The 19,639-nt window shown below is 71.4% G+C and carries 12 protein-coding genes; 1 reads left to right on the forward strand and 11 read right to left on the reverse strand.

Going from position 1 to position 19,639, the window contains the following annotated elements; translation table 11 throughout:
* Positions 1-54: 54 nt before the first annotated feature.
* The 11 genes from Scani_RS02545 to Scani_RS02595 all read right to left on the reverse strand — a co-directional run bounded on the left by Scani_RS02545 (position 55) and on the right by Scani_RS02595 (position 17,883).
* Complete coding sequence (locus tag Scani_RS02545) at positions 55-1,764, reverse strand: proline--tRNA ligase (protein WP_159469603.1); 1,710 nt, start codon at positions 1,762-1,764, stop codon at positions 55-57.
* Positions 1,765-2,196: 432 nt separating this feature from the next.
* The gene (locus Scani_RS02550; RefSeq protein WP_159469605.1) at positions 2,197-2,730 is read right to left on the reverse strand and encodes a GNAT family N-acetyltransferase; all 534 of its coding nucleotides are present in this window, start codon (positions 2,728-2,730) and stop codon (positions 2,197-2,199) included.
* 24 nt (positions 2,731-2,754) lie between these two features.
* Positions 2,755-3,600, reverse strand: coding sequence for a GNAT family N-acetyltransferase (locus Scani_RS02555; RefSeq protein WP_159469607.1), 846 nt, complete (start codon positions 3,598-3,600; stop codon positions 2,755-2,757).
* Between the two features lie 173 nt (positions 3,601-3,773).
* Positions 3,774-4,931 carry a flavodoxin-dependent (E)-4-hydroxy-3-methylbut-2-enyl-diphosphate synthase gene (gene ispG / locus Scani_RS02560; RefSeq protein ID WP_159469609.1) on the reverse strand — a complete coding sequence of 386 codons (1,158 nt, stop codon included), beginning with the start codon at positions 4,929-4,931 and terminating at the stop codon, positions 3,774-3,776.
* Positions 4,932-5,105: 174 nt separating this feature from the next.
* Positions 5,106-6,407: a M50 family metallopeptidase gene (locus Scani_RS02565; protein WP_159469611.1), complete on the reverse strand. Its 1,302-nt coding sequence runs from the start codon at positions 6,405-6,407 to the stop codon at positions 5,106-5,108.
* Positions 6,404-7,678: a 1-deoxy-D-xylulose-5-phosphate reductoisomerase gene (gene dxr / locus Scani_RS02570; protein ID WP_159469613.1), complete on the reverse strand. Its 1,275-nt coding sequence runs from the start codon at positions 7,676-7,678 to the stop codon at positions 6,404-6,406. Before dxr ends, Scani_RS02565 begins: the two co-directional genes overlap by 4 nt.
* Before the next feature lie 216 nt (positions 7,679-7,894).
* Complete coding sequence (locus Scani_RS02575; protein WP_159469616.1) at positions 7,895-8,851, reverse strand: IS481 family transposase; 957 nt, start codon at positions 8,849-8,851, stop codon at positions 7,895-7,897.
* 207 nt (positions 8,852-9,058) lie between these two features.
* Positions 9,059-10,978: an acyl-CoA dehydrogenase family protein gene (locus Scani_RS02580; protein WP_159469618.1), complete on the reverse strand. Its 1,920-nt coding sequence runs from the start codon at positions 10,976-10,978 to the stop codon at positions 9,059-9,061.
* A 503-nt stretch (positions 10,979-11,481) separates the two neighbouring features.
* Complete coding sequence (locus Scani_RS02585) at positions 11,482-12,942, reverse strand: aldehyde dehydrogenase family protein (protein ID WP_159469620.1); 1,461 nt, start codon at positions 12,940-12,942, stop codon at positions 11,482-11,484.
* A 525-nt stretch (positions 12,943-13,467) separates the two neighbouring features.
* Positions 13,468-15,108, reverse strand: coding sequence for a PucR family transcriptional regulator (locus Scani_RS02590; protein ID WP_159469622.1), 1,641 nt, complete (start codon positions 15,106-15,108; stop codon positions 13,468-13,470).
* A gap of 282 nt (positions 15,109-15,390) precedes the next feature.
* Positions 15,391-17,883 (reverse strand): ATP/GTP-binding protein, encoded by a 2,493-nt coding sequence (locus Scani_RS02595; protein ID WP_159469624.1) that lies wholly within the window; start codon positions 17,881-17,883, stop codon positions 15,391-15,393.
* A 278-nt stretch (positions 17,884-18,161) separates the two neighbouring features.
* Between Scani_RS02595 and gabT the strand changes: the two genes are divergently transcribed.
* The gene (gene gabT, locus Scani_RS02600) at positions 18,162-19,511 is read left to right on the forward strand and encodes a 4-aminobutyrate--2-oxoglutarate transaminase (protein WP_159469626.1); all 1,350 of its coding nucleotides are present in this window, start codon (positions 18,162-18,164) and stop codon (positions 19,509-19,511) included.
* The last annotated feature ends 128 nt before the right edge of the window (positions 19,512-19,639 follow it).

The following is a 19,639-nucleotide window of genomic DNA, read 5'->3' on the forward strand; positions in this document are numbered from 1 at the left end:
CGGGCCGGCCGCCGGGGTGTGCACCCGGGGGCCGGCCCGTCGGCCGTGCGGGAGTTACGCGCTCAGGCGGGCGACGGCCTCCTCGACCGTCAGCTCCTCGCGCTCGCCGGTGCGGCGGTCCTTGACCTCGACGACGCCCTCGGCCGCGCGGCGGCCGGCGACGACGATGGTCGGGACGCCGAGCAGCTCGGCGTCGGTGAACTTCACGCCGGGCGAGACGCCGGGCCGGTCGTCGACGAGGACCCGCAGGCCCGCGGCGCCGAGCTGCTCGCCGACCTCCAGGGCGAGCTCGGTCTGCTTGGCCTTGCCGGCCGCGACGACGTGCACATCGGCCGGGGCGACCTCGCGGGGCCAGCACAGGCCCTTCTCGTCGTGCGTCTGCTCGGCGAGGGCGGCCACCGCGCGGGAGACGCCGATGCCGTACGAGCCCATGGTGACCCGGGCGGGCTTGCCGTTCTGGCCGAGCACATCGAGCTCGAAGGCGTCCGCGTACTTGCGGCCGAGCTGGAAGATGTGGCCGATCTCGATGGCGCGGTCGATCTTCAGGCCGGTGCCGCACTCGGGGCAGGGGTCGCCGGGCTCGACGACGACCACGTCGAGGTAGTCGTCGACCTCGAAGTCCCGGCCGGCGACGACGTTGCGGGCGTGCTTGCCCTCCTTGTTGGCGCCGGTGATCCAGGAGGTGCCGGGGGCGATGCGCGGGTCGGCGAGGTAGCGGAACGCCTTGCCGGCCAGGCCCTGCGGGCCGACATAGCCGCGGACCAGCTCGGGGCGGCCGGTGAAGTCCTCGGCGGTGACCAGTTCGACGGTGGCCGGGGCGAGGTGCTCGCCGAGCTTGCCGAGGTCGACCTCGCGGTTGCCGGGGACGCCGACCGCGACGATCTCGCCGTCGACCTTCACCAGGAGGTTCTTCAGGGTCGCGGAGGCCGGTACGCCGAGGTGCTCGGCGAGGGTCTCGATGGTCGGGGTGTCGGGGGTGTCCAGCTCCTCGACGGGGCCGTGCGCGGAGCCGTCGACCGGCTCGACCTTGACCGTGACGGCCTCGGTGTTGGCGGCGTAGTCGCAGCCCGGGCAGTCCACGAAGGTGTCCTCACCGGCCGCGGCGGGGGCCAGGAACTCCTCGGAGGCGGAGCCGCCCATCGCACCGGAGACGGCGGAGACGATGCGGTAGTCCAGGCCGAGCCGCTCGAAGATCTTGGTGTAGGCCTCGCGGTGCAGGGCGTAGGACTGCTCCAGGCCCTCGTCGGTGGTGTCGAAGCTGTACGAGTCCTTCATCTGGAACTCGCGGCCGCGCAGCACACCGGAGCGGGGGCGGGCCTCGTCGCGGTACTTGGTCTGGATCTGGTAGAGGATCACGGGCAGGTCCTTGTAGGACGTGCACTGGTCCTTGACCGTGAGGGTGAAGATCTCCTCGTGCGTGGGGCCGAGGAGGTAGTCGGCGCCCTTGCGGTCCTTGAGGCGGAAGAGCAGGTCGCCGTACTCCTCCCAGCGGCCGCTGGTCTCGTAGGGCTCCTTGGGCAGCAGGGCCGGCAGCAGGACCTCCTGGCCGCCGATGGCGTCCATCTCCTCGCGCACGACGCGGGAGACGTTCTCCAGGACCTTCTTGCCCAGCGGCAGCCACGTCCAGATGCCTGCGGAGGAGCGGCGGACGTACCCGGCGCGGACGAGCAGCTTGTGGCTGGCGGTCTCGGCGTCGGCCGGGTCGTCGCGCAGTGTCTTGATCAACAAGCGGGACATGCGCTGGACCTGTGCGGCGTGGGCCATGGAGTTTCTCCTGCGTAAGAAAGGTGACTCCCAGGAGGTTAGCCGTAGGGGTGTGGCGCACGGAAATGGATACCGTCCACGGGGGCTGGGCGGGCTTCCCACGTTTTTGGCTTTCCCGCCGTGGTGGTTGTTCGCCGTGGCCCGTCCGCTGCGCTTTGTCTGTCCCGCCGTGGTGGTTTGTCGCCGTTGCGCCCGTCCGCTGCGCTTTGCCTGTCCCGCCGTCGTGGTGTCCCGCCGTTGCGCCTGGCGGCGGGCCGGGGTCCGCTGCGCGGGGCTGTGGGTGCGGTGACGGGCCTGCGGGGCAGGGGTGTGGGACTGCTTCGCTTTACGTCCCACACCCCTGCCCCTCCGGCCCGTCCCCTCCCGTGAGGGAGTGAGTAGAGGCCGGTGGGGGTGAGGCACGCGTGGGCCGTAGCGAGGGGGCGCGGTGGGTCAGCGCTTCAAGGGGAGGGGGGCGCCCATTACGGCGTAGGGGGTGGGGGCGCTGGGGAAGAGGACGCGGCGGGCGATGTCCTGGTAGCCGAGGGAGCGGTAGAGGCGGCGGGCGGGGCTCTCGGTGTCGATGGCGGAGAGGATGGAGCGGGGTTCGCCGGCTCCGTCGGTGATCCGGGTGATCAGGGTCCGGCCGATGCCGCGGTGCTGGTAGGCGGGGTGGACGTGCAGCTCGGTGATGGTGAAGGAGTCGTCGAGCCAGTGGTCGAGGCCCTCGTTGCGGAGGTAGGGCTCGACGACGGTGGACCACCAGTGGGCACGGTCGTTGGGCATGCCGTAGACGAAGCCGACGAGCCGGCCGGTGGGGGTGGTGGCGCCGAGGGCGCGGGCGCCGGGGCAGGCGAAGTGGCGCAGCACGATGTGCCGGCGGACGGCGATCTCCTCGTCGCTCAGGCCGAACGCGAGTGCCTGGACGGCCAGCGCGTCGTCCACGCGGGCAGCGAGATCAAGCGGGCCGACCGCGACGTCATCCATGCTCGGAGCGTACAAGGCGGCGGGTCAGAAAAGTACGCTCATGAACGCGCCGACTTCCTCGAAGCCCACCCGCCGGTAGGAGGCCCGGGCGGCGGTGTTGAAGTCGTTGACGTAGAGGCTGACGACGGGGGCGACATCGTTGAGGGCGTAGCGCAGCACGGCGGCCATACCGGTCTCGGACAGGCCCTTGCCGCGGTAGGCGGGGTCGACCCACACGCCCTGGATCTGGCAGGCCCGCTGGGTGGCGGCGCCGATCTCGGCCTTGAAGATGACCTTGCCGTTCTCGATACGGGCGAAGGAACGGCCGGAGCCGACGAGTTCGGCGACCCGGGCCTGGTAGAGGAGCCCGCCGTCGCCGGCCATCGGGGAGATGCCGACCTCTTCGGTGAACATGGCCACGCACGCGGGCATGATCAGGTCCATCTCGTTCTTGCGGATCCGCCGGACGAACGGGTCGGGGGCGATCTCGGCGGCCGGTGCGGTGGTGACCATCAGGGGCTGATGGGCGCGGATCTCGCGGGCCGGTCCCCAGGAGGGCTCCAGGAGCGACCACAGCTCGGCGGTGGATGCGGCGGGGCCCACGATGGAGGAGCATCGGCGGCCCTGTCGGCGGGCGCGTTCGGCGAAGCCGCGGACGGCTTCGGGGGTGGCGCAGACGGGGACGAGGTTGGCGCCGGCGTAACAGAGCGACTCCAGGCGGCCGCTGACGTACCAGCCCCACATCTCGCCGCCGAGCCGCCAGGGGTCGAGGCCGGCGACCTGGACGCGGGCGGCGACGAAGGCGTTGGCGACCGGGTCGCGGTCCAGGACCGCGAGCGCATCGTCGAGGTCCCCGGGCTCGAGGACCTTGATGGTCGTGGTCGTCAGCACGTGTCGGAAAGCCTCACCGTTACGGGCCTGGGAGGCCAGGCGGGAGCAGGTCTTGGCACTTTACCTCTCCCCGCGCGCGAGCACCCTGCCGCCGGGGGCCGGATCACCCCTGGCAGGCGTGAGCCCCGCGGCCCGGTGCGGGCGGCGGGGCTCGGCGGCTGCGGGTGCGGCGGTCAGCCAGCGGCGGAGACGACCGGGCTGCCGGAGACGACGCCGTCCGCCTCCATCTGCGCGGCGATCTTCAGCGCCTCTTCGATGAGGGTCTCGACGATCTTCGACTCGGGGACGGTCTTGATGACCTCGCCCTTGACGAAGATCTGGCCCTTGCCGTTGCCGGAGGCGACACCGAGGTCGGCCTCGCGGGCCTCGCCGGGGCCGTTGACGACGCAGCCCATGACGGCGACGCGGAGCGGCACCTCCATGCCCTCCAGGCCCGCGGTGACCTCGTCGGCAAGCTTGTAGACGTCGACCTGGGCGCGGCCGCAGGACGGGCAGGAGACGATCTCCAGGCGGCGCTGGCGGAGGTTGAGCGACTCCAGGATGGAGATGCCGACCTTGACCTCTTCGGCGGGCGGCGCGGAGAGCGAGACGCGGATGGTGTCGCCGATGCCCTCGCTGAGCAGCGCGCCGAAGGCGACGGCGGACTTGATGGTGCCCTGGAAGGCGGGGCCGGCCTCCGTGACGCCGAGGTGGAGCGGGTAGTCGCTCTGGGCGGCGAGCTGGCGGTAGGCGTTGACCATCACGACCGGGTCGTTGTGCTTGACCGAGATCTTGATGTCGCGGAAGCCGTGCTCCTCGAAGAGCGACGCCTCCCACAGCGCGGACTCGACGAGCGCCTCGGGGGTGGCCTTGCCGTACTTCTGCAGCAGGCGGCGGTCCAGGGAGCCGGCGTTGACGCCGATCCGGATCGGGGTGCCGGCGTCGGAGGCCGCCTTGGCGATCTCCTTGACCTTGTCGTCGAACTGCTTGATGTTGCCGGGGTTGACGCGGACCGCGGCGCAGCCGGCGTCGATCGCGGCGAAGACGTACTTCGGCTGGAAGTGGATGTCCGCGATGACCGGAATCTGGGACTTGCGGGCGATCACGGGCAGCGCGTCGGCGTCGTCCTGCGTCGGGCAGGCGACCCGGACGATCTGGCAGCCGGACGCCGTCAGCTCGGCGATCTGCTGCAGCGTGGCACCGATGTCGGACGTCCGCGTGGTCGTCATCGACTGCACCGAGACCGGTGCGTCTCCGCCCACGGCGACCGTACCGACCTGGATCTTGCGGCTGACCCGGCGGTCGGCGAGCTTGGTCGGTACGTCCGGCATTCCCAGTGAAATGGCAGTCATCTGGCGAGCAACCCCAAGGTGTGGATCTAGGCCCCGCATCGGCGGGCTCCGGTCTCCGAGATTACGTCACGGGGGGTGCCGCGAGCACATCGCTCCCCTGTGGCGCCACGAAAGAAGGCGGCCGGACACCTCCAAACGCCACGGAGGTGTCCGGCCGTCGTCTGTCCGTGCTGGTCAGGTCAGCTTCACCGGATTCACCACGTCGGCGACGAGCACCAGCAGGGTGAAGCAGATGAAGATCCCGGCGACGACGTACGCGACCGGCATCAGCTTGGCGACGTCGAAGGGGCCGGGGTCCGGGCGCCGGACGATCTTGGCGAAGGCCCGCCGGATCGACTCCCACAGCGCACCGGCGATGTGCCCGCCGTCCAGCGGCAGCAGCGGCAGCATGTTGAACAGGAACAGCGAGAGGTTGAAGCCGGCGACCAGGAAGAGCATGGTCGCCACCCGCTGCTCCGGCGGGATGTGCAGGGAGAAGACTTCGCCGCCGACCCGGGCCGCGCCGACCACGCCCATCGGGGAGTCCTGCTTGCGCTCGCCGCCGTTGAAGGCCGCGTTCCACAGGTCCGGGACCTTCGCGGGGAGGTTTATCAGCGAGGAGACGCCCTGCTCGACCATGTTGCCCATGCGGTCGACGGACTGGCCGAAGGACTGCTGGACGACGCCGCTGGCGGGCGTGAAGCCGAGGAATCCGGCGGTGACGAACTGGCCGGGGACGTAGCCGCCGTGGCCGTCGGTCCTGGCGACCTTGTTCTCGATCAGGTCGGCGTGCAGGGTCTTGCGTGCGCCCTGCCGCTCGACGACGAGGGTGGCGGGCCCTGTGGTGTCGCGGATCTGCTGCTGGAGGACGCCCCAGTCCGGGACGGCCCGTCCGTTGAACGACACGATCTTGTCGCCGGCCCGCAGACCCGCGGCCTTGGCCGGGGAGTCCTTGGCGCCGTGCGGGCACTTGTCGGTCTTGGCGGCGGCCGAGATGACGCAGTCCGACACGGAGCCGACCGAGGTCGTCTGGGTGTTGATGCCGAAGCCCATCAGCACGCTCATGAAGATCACGACCGCCAGGATCAGATTCATGAACGGCCCGGCGAACATCACGATGACGCGCTTCCAGGGCTTGCGGGTGTAGAAGAGCCGCTTCTCGTCACCGGGCTGCAGCTCCTCGAAGGCCGCCGAGCGGGCGTCCTCGATCATGCCGCGGAACGGCGAGGTGGAGCGGGCCTGCAGCTTTCCGTCGTCGCCGGGCGGGAACATCCCGATCATGCGGATGTAGCCGCCGAGCGGAACGGCCTTGATGCCGTACTCGGTGTCGCCCTTCTTACGGGAGAAGATCGTCGGTCCGAAGCCCACCATGTACTGCGGCACGCGGATACCGAACAGCTTGGCCGTGGAGAGGTGGCCGAGCTCGTGCCAGGCAATGGAGAACAGCAGGCCGACGACGAAGACGACTATGCCGAGGATGGTCATCCAGGTCGTCATGCGCGAGCCTCCGAAGGTGTCCGTGCCGCACGGGCGGCCAGTTCGCGGGCGCGGGCGCGCGCCCAGGTTTCCGCCTCCAGGACGTCCGCGACCGTCAGGGAAGTTCCCCTGGCCGGTGTCCCGTGCTCGGAGACCACTGCGGCGACCGTATCCACAATCCCTGTGAAGGGCAGCCCGCCCTGGAGGAACGCGTCGACACATTCCTCGTTCGCCGCGTTGAAGACCGCGGGGGCGGTGCCGCCCAGATCACCGACGTGGCGGGCCAGCGGGACGGACGGGAAGGCCTCCTCGTCCAGCGGGAAGAACTCCCAGGTCTGCGCCTTCGTCCAGTCCACGCCCGGTGCGGCGTCCGGGACCCGCTCGGGCCAGCCGATGCCCAGCGCGATCGGCATCCGCATGTCGGGCGGGCTGGCCTGGGCGAGCGTGGAGCCGTCGGTGAACTCCACCATCGAGTGGATGTAGGACTGCGGGTGGACGGCGACCTCGATGCGGTCGAAGGGGACGTCGAAGAGCAGATGCGCCTCGATGACCTCCAGGCCCTTGTTGACGAGGGTCGCCGAGTTGATGGTGACGACCGGGCCCATCGACCAGGTGGGGTGGGCGAGCGCCTGCTCGGGAGTGACCCCGGCCAGCTCCTGCTTCGTCCGGCCGCGGAACGGGCCCCCGGAGGCGGTGACGACGAGCTTGCGGACCTCGGCGCGCTTGCCGCCGGCCAGCGCCTGGAAGAGCGCGGAGTGCTCGGAGTCGACGGGGATGATCTGGCCCGGCTGCGCGACGGCCTTGACCAGCGGGCCGCCGACGATCAGCGACTCCTTGTTGGCCAGGGCGAGCACCCGGCCGGCCCGGAGAGCGGCCAGGGTCGGGGCGAGTCCGATGGAGCCGGTGATGCCGTTGAGGACGGTGTGGCAGGGGGAGGCGGCCACTTCGGTGGCCGCGTCGGGGCCGGCCAGGATCTCGGGCAGCGTCTCGCCCGCGCCGTAGCGGTCGGCCAGCGCCGTGCGCAGCGCGGGCACCGCGTCCTCGCGCGCCACGGCCACGGTGCTCACCCGCAGCTGGTGTGCCTGGTCGGCGAGCAGCTCGACCCGGCCGCCGGCCGCGGAGAGCGCGGTCACCCGGAACCGGTCGGGGTTGCGCAGCACGATGTCGATCGCCTGGGTGCCGATCGACCCGGTCGAGCCGAGGATGACGAGGGAACGGGGGCCGCTCGGGCCGTCGGGGTCGCCGGCGGCCGGCTCGAAACGCAGATGCGGGTGGGCGAGGGAGTCCGTCATGTGGTCCATTGTGGCCGGTCGCCGAGGGGCCGCGGACACCTAGGGCCTGTCTTCAAAGTCCCGTCGTTCGCCCGCAGGGCGGGCCTTGCGGTGTCTGGTGCGTGCGATCGCAAGGCGGAGGGCCTTCCCGGTACTGGGTGTACCGGGAAGGTCCCGACAACGCGGCGAGCGTGCGTGCCAGGCACCGCAAGGCAGGCGGGACTTTGAAGACAGGCCCTAGGTGTATTGACCCGCAGGGTTGTTCACGCGGCTGATGGGTGACTTGCCTCCGAGTGCGGTGTGGCACCTGTGATGGTTGTAGCTGTGCAGGAAGGTGTCCAGTGCGGCGGTTCGTTCGTCGTTGCTGGTGTAGGGCCGTAGGTAGGCCCATTCGTCGAGCAGGGTGCGGTTGAAGCGTTCGACCTTGCCATTGGTCTGCGGCCGGTAGATGCGCGTGAGCTTGCCGGCCGCGCCGAGATCTGCAAGCGCCTGACGCCAGGCGAAGCTCTTGCGGTAGGGCCAGGCGTTGTCCGTCAGGACACGTTCGATGCGCAGGATGCCGCAGGCGGCGAAGAAGGCTGCGGCCCGCTGCAGGAAGGCCGCGCAGGTGGCGGCTTTCTCGTCCCGGTGGACTTCGCTGTAGGCGAGGCGGCTGTGGTCGTCGACTGCGGAGTGGATGTAGTCGAAGCCTGTGGTGCGGCGGCGGTCGGGGCAGGCGGCACGGCCGTGGATGCGCCAGCCCCCGCCGTCGGGTATGCGGCCGAGTTTCTTCACGTCCACGTGGACGAGCTCGCCGGGCCTGCTGCGTTCGTAGCGGCGGATGACCTGGCCGGTGGGCCGGTCGAGGAAGGCGAGGCGGTTCAGGCCGTGCCGGGCCAGGACCCGGTGGACGGTCGAGGCCGGCAGGCCCAGGATCGGTGCGATGCGAGCCGGGCCCAGCTTCCGGTCTTGCCGCAACCGGCATACCTGGTCCTCTACCGCGAGAGGAGTCCGGTGCGGTGTCGTGTGCGGCCGGCTGGGACGATCGTGCAGCCCGGCCTCGCCCTGCGTTCTCCAGCGACGCAGCCACTTGTGGGCGGTGGGCCGCGAGATGCCCATCTCGGCGGCGACGTGCGCGATGGGGCGCCCGGAACGGACGCGCTCGACCAGCAGCCGCCTGCCGTGAACGGTCAGCCGGGCATTACGGTGGGACACGAAGACCTCCGTGCGGTGCAGTCCTAGACAGCTCCACCACACCGGAGGTCTTCGCCATGATCAAGCCCAGCCAGCGTTAACAACGCTCGTGATCAATACACCTAGGGCCTGTCGTACGGATCTTGCGGCCCAGGTCTTGGCCGGCCACGTGCCCGGGGCCGGTCCGGGGATGCGGACCGGCCCCGGGTGCGGGCAGCCGTGGGTCGCTCAGCGGATGGGGCGACGGACGTTGTCCGTCCGGCTGGGGCCCGGGGTCGCGTCGGCGATCCAGGGGCCGTCGCCGCTGGGGTCGATCATGCCCTCCTCCAGCCAGGTGTAGCTGCCGTCGAGGACACCGTCGACGACCTTGCGGTCGAGTTCGTCGGTGTTGGTCCACAGCCGTCCGAACAGCTCCTCGACGCGGATCCGCGCCTGCCGGCAGAACACGTCGGCCAGCTGCTGCGCCTCGCGGCCGTGGTCGCCGGTCTCGGTGAGGTACTCGGCCCGTACGCAGGCGGCGCTCATCGCGAAGAGTTCGGCGCCGATGTCCACGATCCGGCCGAGGAAGCCCTGTTTGGTCTCCATCCGGCCCTGCCAGCGGGACATCGCGTAGAAGGTGGAGCGGGCGAGCTTGCGGGAGGTCCGCTCGACATAGCGCAGGTGACCGGCCAGCTGGCCGAACTCCTGGTACGTACGCGGGAGTTGCCCCGGTCCGGCGACGAGCTTGGGCAGCCAGCGGGCGTAGAACCCGCCGGCCTTGGCCGCCGCCCGGCCCTTGTCGGCGAGGGACTTGTCGGGGTCGATGAGGTCGCCGGCGACCGACAGATGGGCGTCCACCGCCTCGCGGGCGATCAGCAGGTGCATGATCTCCGTGGAGCCCTCGAAGATCCGGTTGATGCGCATATCGCGGAGCATCTGCTCGGTGGGGACGGCGCGTTCGCCGCGGGCGGCGAGCGAGTCGGCGGTCTCGTAGCCGCGGCCGCCGCGGATCTGGACCAGTTCGTCGGCCATCAGCCAGCCCATCTCGGAGCCGTAGAGCTTGGCGAGGGCGGCCTCGATGCGGATGTCGTTACGGTTCTCGTCGGCCATCTGGGAGGAGAGGTCGACGACCGCTTCGAGGGCGAAGGTGGTGGCGGCGATGAAGGAGATCTTGGCGCCGACGGCCTCGTGCTTGGCGACCGGCCGGCCCCACTGCTCGCGGGCCGCGGTCCACTCGCGGGCGATCTTCAGGCACCACTTGCCGGAGCCGACGCACATCGCGGGCAGCGAGAGGCGGCCGGTGTTGAGGGTGGTGAGGGCGATCTTCAGGCCGGCGCCCTCGGGCCCGATGCGGTTGGCGGCGGGGACCCGTACCTGGTGGAAGCGGGTCACCCCGTTCTCCAGGCCGCGCAGGCCCATGAAGGCGTTGCGGTTCTCGACCGTGATGCCGGGGGAGTCGGCCTCGACGACGAAGGCCGTGATGCCGCCCTTGTGCCCCTCGGAGGCGGGCACCCGCGCCATCACCACCAGCAGGTCGGCGACCACACCGTTGGTGGTCCACAGCTTGACCCCGTCGAGGACGTAGTCCGTGCCGTCCGGGACCGCGAGGGTCGCCAGCCGGGCCGGGTCCGAGCCGACGTCGGGCTCGGTCAGCAGGAACGCCGAGATGTCCGTACGGGCACAGCGCGGCAGGAACGTCTCCTTCTGCTCCTTGGTGCCGAAGAGCTTCAGGGGCTGCGGCACGCCGATCGACTGGTGCGCGGAGAGCAGTGCGCCGATGGCCGGGCTGGCGGTGCCGACCAGGGCCAGGGCCCGGTTGTAGTAGACCTGGGTGAGCCCGAGGCCGCCGTACTTCGGGTCGATCTTCATGCCGAAGGCGCCGAGCTCCTTGAGCCCGTGCACGGTCTCGTCCGGAATCTGCCCCTCGCGCTCGATCCGCGCGCCGTCGATCTCCGTCTCGCAGAAGTCGCGCAGCGTGGCGAGGAACTTCTCTCCGCGGCGCACATCGTCGACCGCGGGGGTCGGGTGCGGATGGATGAGGTCGAGCCGGAAACGCCCCAGGAACAGTTCCTTGGCGAAGCTGGGCTTGCGCCAGTCCTGCTCGCGGGCCGCCTCGGCGACCTGGCGTGCTTCGCGCTCGGAAACGTTGCGGATGGATGGAGCGGTCATCAGGAGCTCACCTCGCCGCGGGATCGGGAGTTCAGCGCCGGCGGGCCGGTCGGCCGCTGGACAGCGCTACTTGTGAGAGTTACCCGATCCGCGCGGGTTGCACCACTGGAGGCGGCCGGAGATGGCGGGCCTTGCGGCCACTCCTCGCCAAGGGGGACATACGCCCCGGCACCGGCCTGAGTTGGCTCGCCGCTCTCCGCCCTTCGGGGGGTGCGGCATACCGCGCTGGTTGTACGTGCGGCCCCCGCTCCTCCCCCCGAGGAGCGCCCCGGCTCCCCCTCAGACAGGAGGAAGCAAGGGTGCGGTCCGCCTTACCGTCAAGATCCGGCATGACGGGAGAGGTGATGCCGGAAACGGGGGACGCGGCGCGCTCCGGAAACAGGGTGCCGGAGCGCGCCGCGTCGGGGGCCGGCGCCGGGGGGTGCGCCGGCCGGGTCCGGTTGGTGATACGGCCCAAGGGACGGCCGTCGCTGTCCACCGGTCCGGACCGGGTCGGGCGGAGGTTACAGCGCCAGGCCCGTGAGGACCAGCACCCGCTCATAGGTGTAGTCGTCCATCGCGAAGCGCACGCCCTCGCGGCCCACACCGGACTGCTTGACGCCGCCGTACGGCATCTGGTCTGCGCGGTAGGACGGCACATCGCCGACGATCACGCCGCCGACCTCCAGCGCGCGGTGGGCGCGGAAGGCGGTCTGGACGTCGTGCGTGAACACCCCGGCCTGGAGGCCGAACTTGGAGTCGTTGACGGCTGCGAACGCCTCGGCCTCCCCGTCGACCTTCTTGAGGGTGAGCACCGGGCCGAAGACCTCCTCGCAGGCGAGGGTGGCGTCGGCGGGGACGTTCTCCAGCACCGTCGGCGCGTAGGAGGCACCGTCGCGCTTGCCGCCCGCGAGCAGCTTCGCGCCGCGCTCCACGGCCTCGTCGACCCAGCTCTCGACGCGCTTGGCGGCGTCCTCGTTCACCAGCGGGCCGACCTCGGTCGCGTCGTCCGACGGGTCGCCGGTGACCTGCGCCTCGACGGCTGCCACGATCTTGGGCACCAGACGGTCGTAGACGGAGGCGTCCGCGATCACCCGCTGCACCGAGATGCAGGACTGGCCGCCCTGGTAGTTGGAGAAGGTGGCGATGCGCTGCGCCGCCCAGTCCAGGTCCGCCTCGGAGGAGAAGTCCGGCAGGACGACGGCCGCGCCGTTGCCGCCGAGCTCCAGGGTGCAGTGCTTGCGCGGCACCGAGTCGAGGATCGCGTAGCCGACCTTCTCGGAGCCGGTGAAGGAGACGACCGGCAGCCGCTCGTCCTGGACCAGCGCCGGCATCCGGTCGTTGGTCACCGGGAGGATCGACCAGGAACCGGCCGGCAGCTCGGTCTCGGCCAGCAGCTCACCGAGGATCAGGCCGGAGAGCGGGGTGGCCGGCGCCGGCTTGAGGATGATCGGGGCGCCGGCCGCGATGGCCGGGGCGATCTTGTGGGCGCAGAGGTTCAGCGGGAAGTTGAACGGGGCGATGCCCAGGACCGTGCCGCGCGGGAAGCGGCGGGTCAGGGCGAGCCGGCCGGCGCCGCCCGCGTCGGTGTCCAGGCGCTGCGCCTCGCCACCGTTGAAGCGGCGGGCCTCCTCGGCGGCGAACCGGAACACGGAGACGGCACGGCCGACCTCGCCGCGCGCCCACTTCATGGGCTTGCCGTTCTCCGCGGAGATCAGCCGGGCGATCTCCTCCGTACGCTCCACCAGCCGGCGGTGCACATGGTCCAGCGCGGCGGCCCGCACGTGCGCCGGAGTGGCGGCGAGCTCGTCCTGGACCGCGACGGAGGCGGCGACGGCCTCCTCGACCTGGGCCTCGGTGGGGACGCTCACCGTGCCGACGAGGCGTCCGTCCCAGGGAGAGGTGACGTCGAAGGTGGTCTCGCCGGTGGCCTGACGGCCGGCGAGCCAAAAGGCGGTGGGGGCTGCATCAGTGGGGATCGGCACAGTGGAACCCGGCCCTTCAGAAGTGGTGGGTGATGCGCATGGCTCAGGGAGCGGCTCTGCGGTTCTGACTCGGGATCCACGGTAGGGGTGCGACGGCGCCGTGGCGTTTGTCCGAAGCGTAGTAATCGGTCCGGCCGCCTCTCCGCGATGGAGGGGACGGGGCGGGCTGCGGTGGAGGGGAGGAGATGGCCCGGGGTGGCGGGGGCGGACGGCCCCTCTCCGAGGGGGCGTGTGGGCCGGGGCTCAGGGGGCGTGCGAGACCCGTGGGGAGGGCGTACGGGCTGTGGCCGAGAGGGACGTACGGGGTGCGGGTGGAGACGGCGTAGGGGGATGTGGCCGAGAGGACGCACGGGGTGCGGGTGGAGAGGGCGTACGGGCGCGGGCTGGACAGGGCGTACGGCGCGGATCCGAGGCGCGCGCCGGGGCGGGCCGCACCCTCACTCCCCCGGCGAGACCGGGGCCTGCCGCCCACTCCTGCAACGCCGACGCCGACGCCTGCTCCAGCTCCTGCTCGTGCTCCTGCTCCTACTCCCCCTGCGGACCCGACGTCGCCTTGAGCGCCAGCCACAGCTCCATCCGGACATCCGCATCGTCCAGCGAGCGGCCCAGGATCTCCTCCACCCGCCGCATCCGGTAGCGCAGCGTGTGGCGGTGTACGCCCAGGTCGGCGGCGGCCGCGTCCCACTGGCCGTGCCGGGCGAGCCAGGCGCGCAGCGAGGCCACCAGATCACCGCGGCCCCGGGCGTCGTGCTCGCGCAGCGCCCGCAGCAGCCCGTCCGCGAAGGCGCGCACCGCGTCGTCGGCGAGCAGCGGCAGCACGGACCCGGCCGCCACGTCCTCGTGCTCGACCAGCGCACGGCCACGCCGGCGGGCCACCGACAGCGCCTGTTCGGCCTGGCGGTAGGCGTTCGCGGCGGCCATCGGCCCGGTCGGTGCCGACAGCCCGACGGCCACGCCCTCGCCGTGGCCCGCCTCGGCCCGCCCCGCCCGGCCGCGCGACCGCGGCCGCGCACCGGCGCGGGCGTCGGTCTCGGCGGCGTACGCGGCACAGGCGTCCGCGGCCGCCCCGCCGTCCGCGACCAGCACGATCAGCCGGCCGCCGTCCGGCACGGCGAGCACCGCCTCACCGGTCCGCGCGGCCGCGGAGTCCATCGCGTCGGCCAGCCCGTCGAGGACCCCCGCGCCCCCGGTGCCCGCGGGTGACGCCTGCTCCTCGCCGGCCACCGCCTCCGCGACCACCATCCGGAACGGCGCGTCAAGGAGCCCGCCGTAGAGCCGGCCCGCGACCGCCCGCGCATGGTCCGGCTCCCCCGCGAGCAGCATCTTGAGCACCGCGGCGCCGAGCCGCTGCTCGGCGTCCTGCAGTGCCCGGGACCGCTCGGTGGTCAGGGTGAGCAGCGCGACCGCGGAGTGCATGGCGTAGCGCTCGGCCGTGCCGAGCGGCGCGGCGGTGCCGACCGCGAGCACACCGCGGGCCCGGCGCCCGGTGCCCAGCGACTGCAGTTCGACCCGGTCGTCGCCGTCCATGTCGCTGACGACCGAGCTGGCGGGGGCGGGCCGCTCGCGCAGCCGCCCGACGTCGTCGCCGAGCCGGGCCGCGCGGCGGGCCGCCCAGTCGGGGGCGGCGGCCACCACCGCACCCGACGCGTCGTAGAGCGCGGCCCAGCCGTCCAGATGCGCCGCGAGCCGGGCCAGCAGCTCGGCCGGCCCCTCGGCGCTCAGCGCCGCGCGGGTGAGCTCCCGCTGCGCCTCGAATCCGGCGGTCACCGCGCGGTACTGATCGGCGGCCACGGCGGCCGAGACGGCCTTGCTGATCGCGATGAACGGCGTCCTGCGGGGCACCCCGAGCAGCGGCAGCCCCTGCTCCCTGGCCGCCTCGACCAGGGGCTGCGGCACGCCCTCGTAATTGACCCCGACCGCGAACCCCAGCCCGACGACCCCTGCCTCCGCGACCCGCCGCACATACCTGCGGGTCGCCTCCGCGTCCTCCGCGTCCAGCTTGAGCGCGGTGATCAGCAGCAGCTCCCCGCCCTCCATGTAGGGCACCGGATCGATCAGCTCACTGGCGTGCGCCCAGCGCACCGGCACGTCCAGGTGCCCCTCGCCCGCGAGCACGGTCAGCTTGAGCGCGGTGTGGTTGACCAGGGAAGCGAGGGTGTGCGGCATGGGACCTTCGTGACGTCGACGACTGCGAGGGACGACCGGACGGCAACCGGTCACCGACCGGTCGGTCCACGACGGCCGGTGACCAGTAGACGACTGCCGCCGACCGTTCACCGACCGATTGTTTACGCCGTCTCGTATGAACGGCCAGTCTCGATTCTGCCCCAGCGGAGGAATCCGGGGGAGCTCCGGTCCGGACAATCCCGCTCGCCCCCGGAGCACGACCCCATGCCGGGGCGGCGGCAGGCGCCCTCTTCCCGCGCCCGCCGCCCCCGTCGGCCGCCCTCAGGCCCGCAGGTCCACCAGCACCGGCGGCGCATGCTCCCCGCCCACCGAGGTCACCGAGAGCACCGCATGCCCGGGCGGAACGGAATTGGCCAGATCCGAGGCGGACCAGCGCTCACGCTCCACGGTGCGGACGGTGACGGCCTTGGCGGTGACGTTCTTCCCCGTGACCAGCCGCCGGATCGAGTGCATGACTTTGGTGAACGGCTCGTCGGAGACGATCTGCCGGTCGGTGACGTCCCGCGTCTCCACCCAGGCCTTGCCCCACACCTCAGCGAACCGCGCTCCGTCCCAGGTCGTCACGCCCGCGAACGCCATCCGGCAGCCGACCGCGCCGAGCAGCGCGCCACGCAATGACTCCGGTACGTCGTCCAGCGCCCTCAGCGTCAGCACTACGCCCGCATTCGCCGACCGCAGGCGCTGCAGTCCACGCAACGCCTCCTGCGTGATCACATGCGACGCATCGTCAAGGACCAGACAGGCGAAGACCGATCGGTCCGACCGCGCCACCGCGCACTCCGTGAACTGCGCGAGCACCAACCGCGCCAGAATCCGCGAAGCCTCCGCATGTCCGCGCTCGGGCAGATCGATCCGTACCCGCAGCGGATGGTCCAGGGAACGCAGTGACACCTGGCGCGAGCGCCCGGTCGGATCGAAGAAACCCGCGAACGCCGGGCGGTCCAGCAACGCGATCCGGTCCGCGAGCAGCACCCCGACATCCCCGGACCGCTCCGCCTGGCGGTCCCGCGCGTCCAGCTCCCGCAGCGCGCTGTGCTCGCCGGCTGCCTCGAGCACGGTCCGCAGCCCCGCCAGCGCCCCCTGCGACCCGTCCAGCAGTTCCCGAAGCTCCGCGACCCCGGGAAACCTGCCGTGCGCCACCCGAAATGGTCCCAGCAACTGCCCCAGTACGGTCGTCGCCCGCCGCCCGTTGCCTCCGGGCAACGTCGCCGCCACGTCCCCCACGAGCGCCTCGGCCAGGATCCCGGCGGCCTCGTCCGGGTCGGTCGTGCCGCCGTACAGGTCCAGGTCGCAGTCCGCGTCACGGTGACCGACCCTGATCACGGCGTCGAAGGCGTCATCGGGCGCGGGCACCGTCGCAGCCGTCCCGACGGACACAATGGCGGCGCGCCCGGCGAGTGCCTGCAAGCACAAGGCCTCAACCAGCGGGCGCACCAGGCGCGTTGTCTTTCCCGACCCGGGCGGGCCGACCGCCAGCAACGAGGTGCCGAGCACGTCCGGTTCGAGCGCACACCCCGTGCCACGCCGGTCATACGGGTTGCGCACGTCTTCGGATGCCGTACCGATACGAACCTGGGAGGTCAGAAGGTCATGCTGTGCGGTGCGCGTCACCAGATCGCGCGCTCCGGAAGGGTGCAGGCATGCGGCGGCACCACTTTTCTGGACACTGTCGACGAATGCCTGGAGCCGGCTCGGCTGGACGCGTACGGACTGCCAGGCACGGCTGATCCGCACATGATCGACATCGTTCATGAGCCCGGACCGCGCCTCATGAGCCAAACGGTCGGCCGCCGCCGGAGCGCCGGCAGTACGAAGGGCGGCCCACTCGGCCTGGTCCACCTCGAGCACCCGCGCGGTGGCCTCCGTTGTCTTGGTGCCACCTGAGGTGCCGCGCCGGCCCGACGCGCCGTAACGACGCCGTAGTTCCGACAGGCAGGCGAACCGGCTGAAGACAACCAGCAGCACCCCCAGGTCGAACAGTGAATAACTGGTGGCGTAGTAGAAATACGATTCCCGCTGCCCCGACACCGGTGTCAGATTCTCCAGCTGCAGCATCAGGATGGACGAGTCGGTGGTCTTGTCGATGCACCACTGCCAGAGAAACCACACGAGCACCAGAGTCAGGACCGCACGTGCGACCAACTGGCCTCCCGGGAGCGAACCGGGGTCCTTGGGTGCCAGCCACGAAGGAAGCCTGTCCCATACGCGATTCGCCGGCGGCACGAGCAGTCGGCGAAACAGCGTGGGCCAGCGCCCCACCCGCCCGAAGACGATGACGATCGCACCGAGAACAATCGTCATGTACACGTACGACGAGACGATGTTGGCATTGCCCGTCTTCCACGCATCGGGCAGCATCACCTCGCGCGGCCACTTCCAGTAGGGGCCGAGGTAATCGTTCATCAGCAGCGACCAGATCAGCCATGCGCACAGGAACGAGATGACTGCCCCGGCAATGAGCTGAGGCACCGCAATCTTATGCGGCTCGTCCTTTGGCTTGGGTTTGTGCCCGAAGGCCCAGACCCCCGGCCCCGCCAGTACACGCGGAGTGCTCAGCCAGGCCATGAAAGGCGACTGCGACGCATCGCCGGTTCGCGCGGAGGAGCCAGCCCCCGCAACCCGGCCGCCCGCGACGGAGGGATCGGGGAAGCGCGGCGGCGTGCTGGGTCGCGGCGGCACATCTGGGGGTGCCGCCGGGCGTGGGACCTGGTCGGAACGGGTGTCGTGTGCGTCGTGCGTGCCCTCGGTGTCCATCCGGTGCCCCTTGTCCCCCTTGAGCCGTGGCCTGCTGCGTCATGGCGCCGGCCGCCGGGTGCGTTCGGCCGCGGTGTCATTGTCATGCCCGCGCTGGTGTCCGCTGCTGCCGGGCGCGCCGCCGCACAATCTACTGGCCGTGGGCCGCCGCTATGTCCGGTGCGGACAACGCAACACGCGCACTTCTCCCGAACGGAACATGCCAGACCCGCCCGGCCGCCCCTAGCCTGCGAGAACAACACCTTTGTACGTCCCCCGTTCCACTCCAGGAGACTGCCATGACCGAACTGTCCGGAGGCCCGGCCCTCCCCCAGGAGCGTCGCGTCGTCACCGCGATCCCCGGCCCGAAGTCGCAGGAGCTGTGGGCTCGTAAGCAGGCCACGGTCGCCGCCGGCGTCGGCGCCGTGCTGCCCGTCTTCGTCAAGCGCGCGGGCGGTGGCGTCCTGGAGGACGTGGACGGGAACTCCCTGATCGACTTCGGCTCCGGCATCGCGGTGACCTCGGTCGGCAACAGCGCGGAGGCGGTCGTCCGCCGGGCCACCGCGCAGCTCCAGGCCTTCACCCACACCTGTGCCATGGTGGCGCCGTACGAGCCGTACATCGAGGTCTGTGAGCAGCTGGCGGAGCTGACGCCGGGCGATCACGAGAAGAAGTCGGCGCTGTTCAACTCCGGCGCTGAGGCCGTCGAGAACGCCGTCAAGATCGCCCGTGTGCACACCAAGCGCCAGGCGGTCGTCGTCTTCGACCACGGCTACCACGGCCGTACGAACCTCACGATGGCGCTCACCTCCAAGAACATGCCGTACAAGCACGGCTTCGGCCCGTTCGCGCCCGAGGTCTACCGCGTCCCGGTGGCCTACCCCTACCGCTGGCTGACCGGCCCGGAGAACTGTGCGCAGGAGGCCGCGGACCAGGCCATCTCGCAGATCACCAAGCAGATCGGCGCGGAGAACGTCGCGGCGATCATCATCGAGCCGGTGCTCGGCGAGGGCGGCTTCATCGAGCCGGCCAAGGGCTTCCTGCCCGCCATCGCGAACTTCGCGAAGGAGAACGGCATCGTCTTCGTCGCGGACGAGATCCAGTCCGGCTTCTGCCGTACCGGCCAGTGGTTCGCGTGCGAGGACGAGGGCATCGTCCCGGACCTGATCACCACCGCCAAGGGCATCGCGGGCGGTCTGCCGCTGGCCGCGGTCACCGGCCGCGCCGAGATCATGGACGCCGCGCACGCGGGCGGCCTGGGCGGCACCTACGGCGGCAACCCCGTGGCCTGCGCCGCGGCCCTGGGCTCGATCGAGACCATGCGCGAGCAGGACCTGAACGCCAAGGCACGCCGGATCGGCGAGGTCATGAAGGCCCGCCTGACCGCGATCGCGGAGAAGTACGACATCATCGGCGAGGTCCGCGGCCGCGGCGCGATGATCGCGATCGAGCTGGTCAAGTCCGGCTCCAAGGACCCGAACCCGGAGGCGACCGCCGCGCTGGCCAAGGCCTGCCACCAGGAGGGCCTGCTGGTCCTGACCACCGGTACGTACGGCAACGTGCTGCGCTTCCTGCCGCCGCTGGTCATCGGCGAGGACCTGCTGAACGAGGGTCTGGACATCCTCGAGGGCGCCTTCACCGCGCTCTGAGCGGCGCGCGCACGGGAACTGCTCGGGGAGAACCCACGGGCACGGCCCGGGACACGGCAGATGCCGGGTCCCGGGCCGTGCCCGTTCGGACGGTCCGATGGGTCCGAGGTGCCCGTTCGGGCGGTCCG

The sequence above is a fragment of the Streptomyces caniferus genome (assembly GCF_009811555.1).
GTDB classification, from domain to species: Bacteria; Actinomycetota; Actinomycetes; order Streptomycetales; family Streptomycetaceae; genus Streptomyces; species Streptomyces caniferus.